The sequence below is a fragment of the Streptomyces sp. A5-4 genome, assembly GCF_051131715.1.
Classification (GTDB): domain Bacteria; phylum Actinomycetota; class Actinomycetes; order Streptomycetales; family Streptomycetaceae; genus Streptomyces.
The window spans coordinates 7,513,722-7,528,794 of the sequence record NZ_CP178591.1 but is presented as its reverse complement, the minus strand read 5'-3'; the positions used below and the strand labels follow the sequence as shown (position 1 = coordinate 7,528,794).

The following is a 15,073-nucleotide window of genomic DNA, read 5'->3' as shown; positions in this document are numbered from 1 at the left end:
ACCCCCCACGGGAAGGACGCCCGGCGGACGGGTCGTGGCTAACGCACGTCGTACGCGCGCACCACGAGCTGGGTGACGGAGTTGCCCTTGGCGTCCGTCAGTTCGGTCTTCAGCGTGACCGGCTTGCCCGTCGCGCCCGCGTGGTTCACGGTCGCGGTCCAGGTGCTGGACTGCTGTGCGACCTCGGACTCGGTCCAGGTCAAGCCGTCGTCGTAGGAGTACGAGAGCTTCGCCGCCGTCAGCGCCCCCGGCGTGTAACCCCCGTGGCCGCTCACACTGAGGGCGATCTTCTGGCCGTCCTGAGCGGGGAGCGTCTTGCGGTCGTCCGCCGGGAGTTGGTAGCCCGGGAAGAGCAGCGGCACGCCTTGGGAGTAGGCGCTCTCGTCAGGCTTGGAACGGAACTTCCAGACCGTCCGCGTCTCGGTGGAGCGCTTCCAGACTGCCGTGGGCTGCCCGAACTTGGTGGTGGACAACGCCAATTCGTACTCCGCTTCCTCTGACGGTACGTCGAAGACTCCGAATGGGTAAGGAGATTCACCGATCATCTCACCGTCACGGCTCAACTGCGTCGCCGCGACGTGCGGGGTGGCCATCGACGTACCGGACATGGCCTGGTAGGCGTAGACGCCCCGGCCGCCCGCCGCCGCGGCGGATATGGCGAGGCCCTTGAGGTCGGGGTGCTCGGCGTCCGCGCCGGTGTCGAGCACGGCGACCCTGGTGCCCTTGCCGTCGTAGCCCGCGACCCAGGCGAGGTCCGCCCCGACCTGCTCGGACGGCGCGACCGCGGTGACGGCCAGGACAGCGGCGGTCGCCACCCCCACCGCCGTACGCGATATCGGGCGCATCGCTCTCCCCGTGCCATTCCGCACATAGGGAGCAAACGCCCTATGTGTAGAGGCTGTTGGTGCTGCGGTGGCGCCACATTGGCAGAGCGACGGGCGGTGCAGGGATGATGTATGCGGCGGGTTTGTGCCGTGGCCGATTTCCGCCACGACCTGCCAGATCCGCGTCCGGGGAGGGGTCCAGGAGTGCTGGGAGCCATAGGTCTCGATGAGGCACAGGAGTCGACGTACCGCGCGCTCGTCGCTGTCGGCGCCGGGGAGGTGCCCGACCTCGCCCACCGGCTGGCGCTCCCCGAGGCCGATACGGAGCGTGCGCTGCGCCGCCTGGAGAGCCATGGGCTCGCCGCCCAGTCCTCCGCCCGCACGGGACGCTGGGTGGCGGCGCCCCCGGGGGTGGCGCTCGGCGCGCTGCTCACCCAGCAGCGGCACGAGCTCGAACAGGCCGAGCTGGCGGCGGCGCTGCTCGCCGAGGAGTACCGCTCGGAGGCGGCCGAGCCGGCCGTGCACGATCTGGTCGAGGTGGTGACGGGCGCGAGCGCGGTCGCCCACCGCTTCCTGCAGCTGCGACTGGGGGCGTCGAGCGAGGTCTGCGCGCTGGTGACCGGGCGGCCGACCGTGGTGGCCGGGCGGGGCAACGAGACGGAGGAGCGGGCGTCGGCGCGCGGGGTGACGTATCGCGTGGTCATCGAGCGTGAGGTGCTGGCGCTGCCGACCGGCATCAGCGAGTTGTCCGCCGCGCTGGGCCGCGAGGAGCAGGTCCGGGTGGTGGAGAAGGTGCCGACCAAGCTGGTCGTCGCGGACCGCACGCTGGCGATGGTGCCACTGACCGGGCGCGGCGCGGAGCCGGCGGCGCTCGTCGTCCATGCCAGCGGGCTGCTGGAGTCGCTGATGGGGCTCTTCGAGGCGGTGTGGCGCGAGGCGCTGCCACTGCGGCTCGCGGCGGGCGGCGGCGTGGCGGAGGAGGCGGTCCGGGGACCCGACGCCACCGACCTCCAGGTGCTTTCGCTGCTGCTCGCCGGGATGACGGACGCGAGTGTGGCCAAGCAGCTGGACCTGGGGCTGCGGACCGTGCAGCGGCGGGTGAAGGGGCTGATGGAGCTTGCGGGCGTGACGACCCGGCTACAACTGGGCTGGCACGCGTACGAGCGGGGCTGGGTGGCCCGGGACCGGCCGGGCGGGGACGGCCGCGGCGGCGCGGGCCGGGCCGGGAGCGGCCCGCCCCGACTCCCTTGACCTGCGAGAACGCTCCGGCTCCTGCACGCTTGACAGATGGGTACGTGGCAGCTCGTCGCGGTCGGCCTGGTGATGCTCCTGGGTCTGCTCGGCGTGCTCGTCCCCGGTGTGCCGGGCCAGGCGATCGTCTGGGCGGCCGTGCTGTGGTGGTCGCTGGAAGCCCCTACGAGCCTCGCGTGGGGCATCCTGATCGGCGCGACGGCCATGCTGCTGCTCAACCAGGCACTGAAACCGCTGCTGCCGAGCCGCCGGCGCCATGAGTCGGGGGCTCCGTCGCGCACGCTGCTCGTGGGCGGTGTCGCCGGGATCGTCGGTTTCTTCCTGGTGCCGGTGCTGGGCGGCATCGCGGGGTTCGTCGGGGGGATCTACGGGATGGAGCGGACGCGGCTGGGCAGCCACCGGGGCGGTTGGGCGTCCACGCGCACGGTCATGCGCGCCGTCGGCCTTCCGGTGCTGGTGGAGCTGTTCGCGTGCCTGCTGGTGGCGGGGGCGTGGCTGGGCGCGGTGCTCTGGGGCTGAGGGGGCGAAGTGGGCGCCCCTGGCCCGATGTGGGGGCCAACGGGCGTGTGAGGGTGGCCCCATGACCGCTTTCAGCGAAACAGAACGCGCGTATCTCAAGACCCAGCGCCTGGGACGAATGGCCACGGTCGACGCCAAGGGCCAGCCGCAGGCCAACCCGGTCGGTTTCTTCCCGCAGGACGACGGCACGATCCTGGTCGGCGGCCATGCCCTGGGCACGACGAAGAAGTGGCGCAACCTTCAGGCGAATACCAAGGTGGCCCTGGTGGTCGACGACATCGTGAGCTTCCAGCCGTGGGCGGTGCGCGGGGTGGACATCCGGGGCGAGGCGGAGCTGCTGACCGGGCCGCACGAGCTGGGCCCGCACTTCAGCGACGAGATCATCCGGATCCACCCGAACAAGATCCACAGCTGGGGGCTGGACACGCCGTGACGGCGTGACCGGGTGACCGTCACGCCGTTCCCCGGCATCGGGGCGCGGGCGCGCCGGTCACCCGGGCGACGCCCTCGCGCCCCCGGCGCCCCGGCAACCGGCCGGCCGCCGCCCACCCCTACACCGCGCCTCGCATGCCCTCCGCCCACAGGTGACGCATCGCGTACGAGCGCCAGGGGCGCCAGGCCTCCGCGTCCGGCTCCCCGGCCGGTGCCACATCGGGGTCGCCGAGCGCCCGCATCCGGATCAGGCCCGCGGTCCTGGCGGTGATGCCGGGCAGCGCCAGGAGCGCCTGTTCGGCCTCCTCGCGGTCGGCGCCCGGGTCGAGGCGTACGCCGCCGTCGGCGAGCGCGGTCACGAGGACGCGCAGCGCGGGGTCGTCGGCCCCGGCGAGAGCGCCGGGCTCCGGGAAGAGGTGGCTGAGCCCGCCGCACGGCAGGTCCAGGGCCTTCCCGTATGTCTCGACCAGCCGCACGGCGCCCTCCCGGCCGACCAGGGTCCGTACCGCCAGCTCGTCCGGGTCAGCGGCGCCGGGTGAGCGCAGCCCGGGGTGGGCGGCGACGAGCGGGGCGAGGCGGGGGTCGGCGGCGAGCCGTTCGTCGACGGCGTACGGGTCGGCGTCCAGGTCGAAGAGCCTGCGCAGCCGCTGCACGGCGGTGGTGAGGTCGCGCAGGTCGGTGAGGTGGATCCGAGCCTCCAGCCAGCCGCTGTGCGCCGCTTCGTCCACGGCGGCCATCCCGGTGCCGTGCGGCAGCCGCAGGGTGCGCCGGTAGGTGCGGGCGCCGGGCGCGCCGATGACCTCCTCGACGCGGGGCAGCGCTTCGCGCGCGAGGAGGCCGAACACCTCGCCGGCCGCGTACGCCCCCCGGTACGCGAGCCGCAGCGGAATCCCGGCCGCGAGGGCGGGCGCGGCGGTGCTGTCGGCCGCCCTCGCCCCCGCGCCGCCGCCGGTTTTGGTGCCCGACTCCCCGCGCAGCTCGCTCGGGGTGCGGGCGTAGATCTGCCGGATGGTGTCGTTGAACTGCCGCACGCTCGCGAAGCCCGAGGCGAACGCGATCTCCGTGATGGGCAGCCCGGTGGTCTGGAGCAGCACACGGGCGGTGTGCGAGCGCTGCGCGCGGGCCAGCGCGACGGGCCCGGCGCCCAGCTCGCCGGTGAGCTGGCGCTGTACCTGCCGGGTGCTGTAGCCGAGCCGCCCGGCCAGGCCCGGCACACCCTCGCGGTCCACGATTCCGTCGCCGATCATCCGCATGGCGCGGCCGACGACGTCGGCGCGCGCGTTCCAGTCGGCGGAGCCGGGTACGGCGTCGGGCCGGCAGCGGCGGCAGGCCCGGAAGCCGTTGCCCTGGGCGGCGGCTGCCGTCGGATAGAAGCGGACGTTCTTGCGCTTCGGTGTGATCGCGGGGCAGCTCGGGCGGCAGTAGATGCCGGTGGTTGCGACGGCGAAGAAGAACTCGCCGTCGAAACGCGCGTCGCGGCTGCTGACCGCCTCGTACCTGGTCTCTTCGTCCATCACCCTCTCAGTGTGCGCCGGTCCCGGACTCCGGGCTCGCGGGATTCGGACACCGCGTACGGGCGTGCGCGGACACCCGGCGGGAGCCTGGCGGAACTCAGCGCCCGAGCCTCAAGGGCCGGACAGGTCCGGAACCGGGCCCGTCCGGCGCTTGAAACGGGTCAACGATGCCGGCCCCGCTTGGCCTCCAGGGCAGCCCGGCCCTGCGCGGACTTCAGCCGCCACTCACGGCCGATCTCGGCGCGCATCCTGACGTCGGTCTTGGCGGCGATGTGGCGGTTCTCCCGCAGCAGCTTGCGGTAGCTCTCCAGCCGGCGTGCCGGCAGTGAGTCGTCGGCCAGGGCGGCGAGCACCGCGCAGCCCGGCTCCGCCTCGTGGGCGCAGTCGTGGAACCTGCACGATTTGGCCAGGTCCTCGATCTCCGAGAAGACCTGCCCGACGCCCGCCTCGGCGTCCCACAGCCCGACCCCGCGCAGTCCCGGCGTGTCGATGAGTGTTCCCCCGCCGGGCAGCGCCAGCAGATTGCGGGTGGTGGTGGTGTGTCGGCCCTTGTCGTCCACGTCGCGGATGCTCTGCACCTCCATCACGTCCGCGCCGAGCAGGGCGTTGGCGAGAGTCGATTTGCCCGCGCCCGACACCCCGAGCAGCACACTCGTACCGCCGGAGAGCACGGCGGCGAGTACGTCGATGCCGTCGCCCGTCGCGGCGCTGACGGGCAGCACCTGCACGCCGGGAGCGGCGGAGGCGACGTCCTCCACGAGGTAGGAGAGCCCGGTGGCATCCGGCACCATGTCGGCCTTGGTCAGCACGACGACCGGCTGCGCCGGGCTCTCCCGTGAGGTCGTCGCACCGTGCAACAGCGCGTCGCCGCTGGAGCTGGACATCGCGAGCGCGAGGAACCGCTCGATGCGCCCGAGGTCGAGCTCGGCCGCGAGGGACACACAGATGACGATGTGGTCGATATTGGTGGCCAGCACCTGGCCTTCGGAGCGCTTGGACGAGGTGGACCGCACAAAGGCGGTACGCCGCGGCAGGACAGTCCGTACGTACTGCGGATCGCCGCCCGGGTCGACGGCGACCCAGTCGCCGGTGCACACGACCTTCATCGGGTCGCGCGGCACCACGAATTCGGTTTCGGCCCGGACGGTGCCGGCCGGGGTGACGATGTCGCACCGGCCGCGGTCGACCCGGACGACCCGGCCGGGCAACAGGCCCTGCGCGGCATGCGGGGCGAATGCGGAGGCCCAGTCCTCGTCCCAGCCGTAGGCGGCGAGGGCACGCCGGTCGTCGGACGTGCCGGATGCACCGGGCGGGTCAGAAGTACCGTACGTGGAGAGGGTGTTGGGCGATGTGTTGAACGAGCTGGACAAGGGGGGCCCTTCGGAGGGTGGCCCCGGCGGCGCGCTCGGAAAGCGGGATGGGTGTCAGCCGGAAACCACAGGGGTGGAAACGATGATGAACTCCTGAACGCGGGCAGCGCCCGCCACCTTGGTGGTCATCAATGTCCTCGCCTCCTGCTTCTTCAACGAACCGGTACACCCCGGGACGGCACACAGCGTCGCCCGGCAACACCGAGAACCTAGCCCGGCGCCGACGCCGGGTGCCAGCCATTTTCCGGTCGGCCCCCGGCCCACCGGGCCGGGTCAGCCGTCCGGGGGGAACGACTGCTCGGTCCAGATGGTCTTCCCCGACCGCGTGTACCGCGTTCCCCACCGCTGGACGAGCTGCGCGACGATGAACAGCCCCCGGCCCCCTTCGTCGTCCTCGGCGCTGTGCCGCAGGTGCGGTGAGGTGTGGCCGGTGTCCGCGACCTCGCACAGCAGGGTGCGGTCGCGGATGAGGCGCAGGTGCAACGGCCCCTCGGCGTACCTGATCGCGTTGGTGACCAGTTCACTGACGACGAGCTGCGTGGCGAACGTCAGATCCTCCAGCCCCCAGTCGCGCAACTGCCCCGTGGCCAGCTCACGGGCGTGGCTCACCGCGACCCGCTCGGCGGGCAGCTCCCAGTCCACGACCTGGCGGGCGTCGAGTTCGCGGGTACGGACGAGCAGCAGAGCCGTGTCGTCGGCTGTCGTACCGTCGGGCAGGAGCTCCGCCACCGCCCGGTCGCACAGCTCCTCCAGCGAGGCCTGACGATCACTCAACACCCGTCCCAGCGTGTCGAGTCCCACATCGATGTCACGGTCGCGCGCCTCGACCAGACCGTCGGTGAAGAGGGCCACCAGGCTACCCACCGGCAGCTCGATCTCCATGGACTCGAAGGGCAGACCACCGAGGCCCAGCGGCGGACCGGCCGGGAGATCCGGGAACGTCAGCCGGCCGTCGGGGTACACGATCGCGGGCGGCAGATGTCCGGCGCGGGCCATGACACAGTGGCGCGAGACCGGGTCGTAGACCGCGTAGAGGCAGGTCGCCCCGGTGGTCACATCCGGGTAGGAGCCGGCGTCCTCGCCGGAGGCGTCCGGCTGCTCCTCCGCCGCCTGCCCCACCAGATCGTCGAGCCGGGTCAGCAACTCGTCGGGGGACATGTCCATTTGGGCGAAGGCGCGCACAGTCGTGCGCAGTCGTCCCATGGTCGCGGCGGCCTGCAGGCCGTGGCCGACCACGTCCCCCACCACGAGGCCGACCCGCGTCCCGGACAGCGGGATCACGTCGAACCAGTCACCGCCCACCCCCGTCTGGTCGTCCGCGGGGAGATAGCGGTAGGCGAGGTCGACCGCCGACTGCCGCGGCACGTGCTGCGGCAGCAGTTGACGCTGCAGAGCGAGGGCCGCGGTGCGTTCGCGGGTGAAGCGGCGGGCGTTGTCGACGGACACGGAGGTACGGGCCACCAGCTCGTCGGCCAGGGCGACTTCGCCGCTGTCGAAGGCGGCGGCCCGAGAGCCACGGACGAAGGTGACGAGCCCCAGGGTGCCGCCTCCGCCGCGCAGGGGTACGACCAGGGTGTTCTCGTCGAGTACGAGACCTCCGGAGGCGAGGCAGCGGTCCTGGGGCGAGCCGGGCGGATAGTCCACGGGGAGCGGCTCGCGTGGCTCCGCTTCCGGGAGCCCGTCGGCATCCCGGGGGCGGCTCGGGCGTTCCCGCTCCCCGGGCGCCTCCGGGCCGGCGCCGGGCGGCGCGGCCGGTTCCGCCGCTTCCCCGGACTCCTCCGCACACTCCTCCGTGTCCGGCTTCGCGTCCCCCGACGCCCCCTCCTCGGCGTCCGGCGAACCGCCGGAGCGGCAGGCGACGCGTACGAGACCCATCTCCGCCGAGCCACCGGTGACCGGCACCTCGCCCTCAAGGACCGCCTTCCCGAGGTCGACGGTCACAGAATCGGCGAAGTCCGGGACCGCCACTGCGGCGATCTCCTCGGCGGTGACGATCGCGTCCAGCGTGGTGCCGACCCCGCGGCCCGCCTCGACGAGCAGGGCCAGCCGGTTCTGCGCCTGGTAGCGATCAGTGATGTCGAAGGCGTCCTCGCAGACCCCGAGCACGTGCCCGTCGGCGTTCTGGAGCCGGTAGTAGGAACAGGACCAGAGGTGGTCCTTTCCCGGGTCACTGGGCTGCTCGGCGCGGAAGTGCAGGTCCAGGACCGGTTCGCCGGTGTCGATCACCTGACGCATCACCGCGTCGAGGGCCTGTGGGTACCCCTGGGTCACGAAGATCCCGCAGGGGTACAGCTCATCGGCCCGCATGCCGCGGAACGCGGCGAAGGGGCGCCCGATCTCGCGTTCGTACGAAGCGTTGCACCAGGTCAGCCGCAGGTCTGTGTCGTAGATGCCCAGGCCCACGGGCGACTGGGTGGCCAGCCCGTGCAGCATGGACAGCCGGGACTCCCACAGCCGCAGGCCCTCCAGCTCAGCCGCGACGAGGATGCGCTGGGGCGCGCCGGCGGGCGTACTGGCACCCTCGGTACCCGGCAGGAGACACACCGCGGTCGCGACCAGCAGCTCATGACCGTCCTGGCGCCGCGCGACCCGGATCTCGCTGCCGCCGATCGGGGGGTCCAGGGCCGGGAGGGGCTCCTCCGGCGAAGGGAGCGCGGACAGGGGCCGTGACGGCAGGAACGTGTCGAGAGGCCGTCCAACGATCTCGCCGGGCCGGTAGCCGAGGAGCGCCTCCGCCGCTGGACTCCATCCGACGACCATGTCCTGGGCGTCGAGTACCGCCGTGGCCGCCCTGGTGACGTCGAGGGGACCACGGAAGTCGGCACTCTCTGCCGCGTCCCACGCGTTCACGGCGCCACACCAGCACGGTTCATTGCCTCCAGAATCAGCCCTCGCCGGGACCGGCACAACCGCGACGCACAAGACGGCGGGCGCGGTATTCGCCCGGGGATCGCCGCGGTCTGCGCTCAGCGCACGCCGCGCGGGCGGAACTGCACGCTGATGCGGGGCCCCACGGGTCGCGCCGTCTTGGGGATCGCGTGCTCCCAGGTGCGCTGGCAGCTGCCGCCCATGACGATGAGGTCACCGTGGCCGAGCGGCCTGTGCACCGGGGACGGGCCCGGTCTGCGTGGTCTCAGCGCCAGCTGCCTGGGCGCTCCCAGGGAGACGATCGCGACCATGGTGTCCTCCTTCCGGCCCCGGCCGATCGCGTCCCCGTGCCAGGCCACGCTGTCCTGACCGTCCCGGTAGTAGCAGAGCCCCGCCGTCGTGAACGGCTCGCCGAGTTCGGCCGCGTAGTGCGCGCCCAGCGCGGAGCGGGCCTCGACGAGCTTCGGGTGCGGCAGGGGGTCGTGTGCGCCGAAGAAGGACAGCAGCCGGGGTACCTCCACCACCCGCTCGTACATGACTCGCTGCTCGGCCCGCCATTCGACGCCGCGCGCGAGTTCCTCGAAGAGCGCGTCCGCCCCGGTGAGCCACTGGGGCAGGACGTCGATCCAGGCGCCGTGCCCCAGATCGGTGCGGCGCAGTCCTTCCAGGGGGCGCAGCCCGACCTCGTCCTCCTGGTCGAAGAGTGAGCTCTGCAGGTGTACGGCCATGAAAGAAGCGTACATCGAATCAAACACCTGTACGAATACATGGGCTCCCCGCATGACCTCCGGGGCGCGGCTCCGACGGCGAACGACCGCGCGCAGAAGGGCGGCGACCAGCTGGAGGGTCACGGCGCCATCCAGGCGGCCGTCCAGGCGGTGAGCACGAAGGCGCCCCCGTGCGGCATTGCCGGCGCGACGCGTCGTCAGCGGCGCCACGGCCGCCACCACGCCCTCGTCGGCGAGGCAGGCCAGGAACGCCGTGGCCGGACAGACCTTCGGCCTCGGGCGCGAGTCCATAGGCGGGCGCACATTCGCCTCCGCCGATGTAGGCCACGACGCCCAAAGGATCAAGGGCGAGCAGGAGAGGGCAAGGTCACAGCCTTCCCCTCTCCTGCACCTTTGCACGGTTCCCCTAACATCTGAGCATGACGGTCCTCCCCGATGACGGGTTTTCGCTGGCCGCCGAGTTCCCGGACGCGACCCATGAGCAGTGGCAGAGCCTGGTGGCCGGCGTACTGCGCAAAACGGGTAAGGATGTCCCGGACACGGCGGCCGAAAGCCTGCTGTCCACAGCTTTCGACGACGGGCTCACGGCCCGCCCCCTCTACACCGCCGCCGACGGCGCGTACGCGGACAGCTCCGGCTATCCGGGTTTCGCACCGTTCGTCCGCGGCGCCACACCGGCAGGCGGCGCGGTCGCCGGCTGGGACGTGCGCCAGCGTCACGACCGGCCCGATCCGGCGCGTACCAACGAGGCCGTACTCGCGGACCTGGAGAACGGCGTCGCCTCCGTATGGCTCAGCGTCGGCGCGGCCGGCGTGCCCGTTTCCGGCATCGCCACGGCCCTGACCGGCGTCTATCTCGACCTGGCCCCCGTCGTACTGGACGCGGGCGACGAATTCGCCGAGGCCGCCCGGGAGTTGCTGCGCCTGTACGAGGAGCGGGGCGTCGCACCCGAGGCCGCGCTCGGCAACCTCGGCGCCGACCCGCTCGGCCACGCGGCCCGCTCCGGCGACCACGCCGCGCTCGCCTCCCACACCGAAGCCGCCGCCGCCCTCGCCGCGCTCTGCCACGAGAAGTACCCGGGGCTGCGGGCGCTGACCGTGGACGCGTTGCCGTACCACGAGGCCGGCGCGTCGGCCGCCCAGGAGCTGGGCTGCTCGCTCGCCACCGGCGTGTCCCTGCTGCGCGACCTCACCGCGGCCGGGCTGTCCGTGGAAGCGGCCTGCGGCCAGCTGGAATTCCGGTACGCGGCCACCGCCGACCAGTTCCTGACGATCGCCAAGCTGCGCGCCGCCCGCCGGGTGTGGGCGCGTGTCGCCGAGGCGTGCGGAGCGAAATCCGAGGCCGGGGCGCAGCGTCAGCACGCCGTGACGTCCTCGGTGATGATGAGCCGCCGCGATCCGTGGGTGAACATGCTGCGCACCACCGTCGCCTCGCTCGCCGCGGGCGTGGGCGGCGCCGACGCCGTGACCGTGCTGCCCTTCGACCACGCGCTGGGGCTGCCGGACGCCTTCGCCCGCCGCATCGCCCGCAACACGTCGACGATCCTGGTCGAGGAGTCGCACGTCGGCCGGGTCATCGACCCGGCGGGCGGCTCCTGGTACGTCGAGCAGCTCACCGACGAGCTCGCCCAGGCCGCCTGGGCCTGGTTCCAGGAGATCGAGCGGGCCGGCGGCCAGGCGGCAGCCCTGGAATCCGGCCTGGTGTCCGAGCGGATCGGCGCCACCTGGCAGAGCCGCAAGGAGCAACTGGCGAAGCGGCGCGAGCCGATCACCGGGGTGAGCGAGTTCCCGCTGCTCGCGCAGGCTCCGGTCGAGCGCGACCCGCTGCCCGCCACGCCCGGGGGCGGCCTGCCGAAGGTGCGCCGCGACGAGGACTTCGAGGCCCTGCGGGCCCGCTCGGACGCGCACCTCGCGGCGACCGGCGCCCGGCCCCGGGTCTTCCTGGCCGCCATCGGCCCGGCCGCCGCGCACACCGCGCGCGCCTCCTTCGCCGCCAACCTCTTCCAGAGCGGCGGCATCGAACCGGTCCACGACCCGGTGTCCGTCGACGCCGCGTCGGCCGCCGCCGCGTTCGCGGCCAGCGGGGCGTCGGTGGCGTGCGTCTGCTCCAGCGACGCCCTCTACGCCGAACACGCCGCCGGGGTGGCCGAGGCACTCAAGTCGGCCGGTGCCCGGCGGGTCTACCTCGCGGGACGCCCCGGCGAGCAGCGTGAAACGTTTGAGCGGGCCGGGGTCGACGAGTTCGTCGTCGCGGGCGGCGACGTGGTCGCCGTCCTCACCTCTGCCCTCGACCGAATCGGAGTGGCGTGATGCGGATCCCGGACTTCTCACAGGTCGAGCTCGGGCAGCCGGGCGAGGCCGCGGCCACGGCCGGGGTCTCCGACGACCAGTGGCGCACGGCCGTCAAGGAGAGCACCGGCAAGGGCGACGGTGACCTGGTGTGGAACACGCCCGAGGGCATCCCCGTCAAGCCGCTGTACACCTCGCAGGACCTGACCGGGCTCGACTTCCTCGGCACGTACCCGGGCATCGCGCCGTATCTGCGCGGCCCGTATCCGACGATGTACGTCAACCAGCCGTGGACGATCCGGCAGTACGCCGGTTTCTCCACCGCCGAGGAGTCCAACGCCTTCTACCGGCGCAATCTCGCCGCCGGCCAGAAGGGTCTCTCGGTCGCCTTCGACCTGCCGACCCATCGCGGCTACGACAGTGACCACCCGAGGGTGACCGGCGACGTCGGCATGGCGGGCGTCGCCATCGACTCGATCTACGACATGCGACAGCTCTTCGACGGCATCCCGCTGGACAGGATGAGCGTGTCGATGACGATGAACGGCGCCGTGCTGCCGGTGCTCGCGCTGTACATCGTCGCGGCGGAGGAGCAGGGCGTACCGCCCGAGAAGCTGGCCGGGACCATCCAGAACGACATCCTCAAAGAGTTCATGGTCCGCAACACCTACATCTATCCGCCCACGCCCTCGATGCGGATCATCTCGGACATCTTCGCGTACACCTCGCAGAAGATGCCCCGCTACAACTCCATCTCCATCTCCGGCTATCACATCCAGGAGGCCGGAGCCACCGCCGACCTGGAGCTGGCGTACACCCTCGCCGACGGCATGGAGTATCTGCGGGCCGGCCTCGGCGCGGGACTCGACGTGGACGCGTTCGCGCCCCGGCTGTCGTTCTTCTGGGCGATCGGCATGAACTTCTACATGGAGATCGCCAAGCTCCGTGCGGCGCGCCTCCTGTGGGCCAGGATGGTCAAGACCTTCGGCCCGAAGAACCCCAAGTCCCTCTCGCTGCGCACCCATTGCCAGACCTCGGGCTGGTCGCTGACGGCGCAGGACGTCTTCAACAACGTCACCCGCACCTGTGTCGAGGCGATGGCCGCCACCCAGGGACACACCCAGTCGCTGCACACCAACGCGCTGGACGAGGCACTCGCCCTGCCCACCGACTTCTCCGCGCGCATCGCCCGCAACACCCAGCTGCTGCTCCAGCAGGAGTCGGGGACCTGCCGGGTCATCGACCCGTGGGGCGGCAGCGCGTACGTCGAGAAGCTCACCCACGACCTCGCCCGGCGCGCCTGGGAGCACATCGAGGAGGTCGAGGCGGCCGGCGGCATGGCGCAGGCCATCGACGCCGGCATCCCCAAGCTGCGCGTCGAGGAGGCGGCGGCCCGCACCCAGGCCCGCATCGACTCCGGGCGCCAGCCGGTCATCGGCGTGAACAAGTACCGGGTGGAGACCGACGAGCAGATCGACGTGCACAAGGTCGACAACTCCTCGGTGCGCACCCAGCAGGTCGAGAAGCTGCGGCGGCTGCGGGCCGAGCGCGACGAGGATGCCTGTCAGGACGCGCTGCGCGCCCTGACCGCGTCCGCGCGGGCGGGCGCCGACCAGACCAACGGCCTGGACGGCAACCTCCTGGCGCTGGCGGTCGACGCGGCGCGCGCCATGGCGACCGTCGGTGAGATCTCCGACGCGCTGGAGAAGGTGTACGGGCGCCACTCGGGCCAGATCCGTACCATCTCCGGCGTGTACCGAACCGAGGCAGGCACCTCTCCGGCGGTGGAGGCCACCCGCGTCCTGGTCGAGGAGTTCGACCGGGCGGAAGGCCGCCGTCCGCGCATCCTGGTCGCCAAGATGGGCCAGGACGGGCACGACCGCGGCCAGAAGGTGATCGCCACGGCCTTCGCCGACCTCGGCTTCGACGTGGACGTGGGCCCGCTGTTCCAGACGCCGGGCGAGGTCGCGCGCCAGGCGGTCGAGGCCGACGTGCATATCGTCGGGGTCTCCTCGCTGGCCGCCGGGCACCTCACGCTGGTGCCCGCGCTGCGGGAGGAACTGGCCGCGGAGGGACGTGAGGACATCATGATCGTCGTCGGTGGGGTGATCCCTCCACAGGACGTCGAGACCCTGCACCAGGCCGGCGCCGCCGCCGTCTTCCCGCCCGGCACCGTGATCCCGGACGCGGCGCAGGACCTGGTGAGGAAACTCGCCGCCGCACTCGGTCACGAGCTCTGAGCCGATGGCGCCGACGATCGACATCGACACCTACGTCAAGGGCGTGCGCGCCGGGTCGCGGGCGTACATCGCCCGCGCCATCACGCTCGTCGAGTCCACCCGGGCCGATCACCGGGTGCTCGCCCAGCGGCTGCTGACAGAGCTGCTGCCGTACGCCGGGTCGGCCCGCCGGATCGGCATCAGCGGGGTGCCCGGCGTCGGCAAGTCCACCTTCATCGACGCGCTCGGCACCCGGCTCACGGGCCTCGGGCACCGGGTCGCGGTGCTCGCCGTCGACCCGTCGTCCAGCCGGACGGGCGGCTCCATCCTGGGCGACAAGACCCGGATGGAGCGCCTGGCGGTGGACCCGGCGGCCTTCGTACGGCCGTCGCCCACCTCGGGCACGCTGGGCGGAGTGGCCAAGGCAACGCGCGAGACCATGATCGTGACGGAGGCCGCTGGGTACGACGTGGTGCTGGTGGAGACGGTCGGAGTCGGCCAGTCGGAGACCGCGGTGGCCAACATGGTGGACACCTTCCTGCTGCTGACTCTCGCCCGAACCGGCGACCAGCTCCAGGGCATCAAGAAGGGCGTCCTCGAACTCGCCGACGTCATCACGGTCAACAAGGCGGACGGCCCGCACGAGCGCGACGCGCGGTCCGCGGCGCGTGAACTGGCCGGTGCGCTGCGGCTGATGCACCCCGTGGACGCCGCGTGGACTCCGCCGGTGCTGTGCTGCAGCGCGCGCGAGGGCACGGGGCTCGACGCTCTCTGGGAGCGCCTCGAACAGCATCAGGCGCTGCTGGACACGACGGGCCGGCTCGCGGCGAAGCGGCGGGATCAGCAGGTCGACTGGGTATGGGCGATGGTCCGCGACGAGCTCCTGGGCCGGCTGCGGGTCCACCCGGAGGTACGGGAGGTCACCCCGGACCTGGAGCGTCAGGTCCGCGACGGCGAACTGACGGCGACGCTGGCGGCGGAACGGATCCTGGAGGCGTTTCAGCAGGGGCGGCGGCCGGAGACGGGCTAGGGGCGGGGCGCTGCGGGGCGGTTCCGGTCT

Annotated in this window: 11 protein-coding genes; 6 read left to right on the top strand and 5 right to left on the bottom strand. The window is 72.4% G+C overall.

The window, feature by feature from the left end; translation table 11 throughout:
• Positions 1-38 precede the first annotated feature (38 nt).
• Positions 39-845, bottom strand: a complete 807-nt coding sequence (locus ACLLJJ_RS35355; protein WP_434598747.1) for a hypothetical protein — start codon at positions 843-845, stop codon at positions 39-41.
• A 183-nt stretch (positions 846-1,028) separates the two neighbouring features.
• Here ACLLJJ_RS35355 and ACLLJJ_RS35350 point away from each other — a divergent pair, with 183 nt between their 5' ends.
• From ACLLJJ_RS35350 to ACLLJJ_RS35340, 3 genes are all read left to right on the top strand, one after another.
• Positions 1,029-2,075, top strand: a complete 1,047-nt coding sequence (locus ACLLJJ_RS35350; RefSeq protein ID WP_434598746.1) for a helix-turn-helix domain-containing protein — start codon at positions 1,029-1,031, stop codon at positions 2,073-2,075.
• Between the two features lie 36 nt (positions 2,076-2,111).
• Complete coding sequence (locus tag ACLLJJ_RS35345) at positions 2,112-2,594, top strand: DUF456 domain-containing protein (RefSeq protein WP_434598745.1); 483 nt, start codon at positions 2,112-2,114, stop codon at positions 2,592-2,594.
• 61 nt (positions 2,595-2,655) lie between these two features.
• Complete coding sequence (locus tag ACLLJJ_RS35340; protein ID WP_434598743.1) at positions 2,656-3,027, top strand: PPOX class F420-dependent oxidoreductase; 372 nt, start codon at positions 2,656-2,658, stop codon at positions 3,025-3,027.
• 118 nt (positions 3,028-3,145) lie between these two features.
• On the opposite strand, the gene ACLLJJ_RS35335 is transcribed toward ACLLJJ_RS35340, so the two are convergent.
• The 4 genes from ACLLJJ_RS35335 to ACLLJJ_RS35320 form a co-directional block, all read right to left on the bottom strand.
• Positions 3,146-4,540, bottom strand: coding sequence for a DNA-3-methyladenine glycosylase 2 family protein (locus ACLLJJ_RS35335; RefSeq protein WP_434598742.1), 1,395 nt, complete (start codon positions 4,538-4,540; stop codon positions 3,146-3,148).
• A 161-nt stretch (positions 4,541-4,701) separates the two neighbouring features.
• A complete protein-coding gene (rsgA, locus tag ACLLJJ_RS35330; protein ID WP_434598741.1) occupies positions 4,702-5,910 on the bottom strand; it encodes a ribosome small subunit-dependent GTPase A in 1,209 nt (402 codons plus the stop codon).
• Between the two features lie 273 nt (positions 5,911-6,183).
• On the bottom strand, positions 6,184-8,760 hold the full coding sequence (locus ACLLJJ_RS35325; RefSeq protein WP_434598740.1) for a SpoIIE family protein phosphatase: 2,577 nt from the start codon (positions 8,758-8,760) through the stop codon (positions 6,184-6,186).
• A gap of 116 nt (positions 8,761-8,876) precedes the next feature.
• Positions 8,877-9,506 carry an alpha-ketoglutarate-dependent dioxygenase AlkB gene (locus ACLLJJ_RS35320; RefSeq protein WP_434600607.1) on the bottom strand — a complete coding sequence of 210 codons (630 nt, stop codon included), beginning with the start codon at positions 9,504-9,506 and terminating at the stop codon, positions 8,877-8,879.
• Positions 9,507-9,925: 419 nt separating this feature from the next.
• Between ACLLJJ_RS35320 and ACLLJJ_RS35315 the strand changes: the two genes are divergently transcribed.
• Genes ACLLJJ_RS35315 through meaB form a run of 3 tightly spaced genes read left to right on the top strand, consistent with a single transcriptional unit; the run spans position 9,926 to position 15,043 of the window.
• A complete protein-coding gene (locus ACLLJJ_RS35315) occupies positions 9,926-11,815 on the top strand; it encodes a methylmalonyl-CoA mutase family protein (protein WP_434598738.1) in 1,890 nt (629 codons plus the stop codon).
• Positions 11,815-14,034, top strand: a complete 2,220-nt coding sequence (gene scpA / locus ACLLJJ_RS35310; RefSeq protein WP_434598737.1) for a methylmalonyl-CoA mutase — start codon at positions 11,815-11,817, stop codon at positions 14,032-14,034. Before ACLLJJ_RS35315 ends, scpA begins: the two co-directional genes overlap by 1 nt.
• A 4-nt stretch (positions 14,035-14,038) precedes the next feature.
• Positions 14,039-15,043 (top strand): methylmalonyl Co-A mutase-associated GTPase MeaB, encoded by a 1,005-nt coding sequence (meaB, locus tag ACLLJJ_RS35305; RefSeq protein WP_434598735.1) that lies wholly within the window; start codon positions 14,039-14,041, stop codon positions 15,041-15,043.
• The last annotated feature ends 30 nt before the right edge of the window (positions 15,044-15,073 follow it).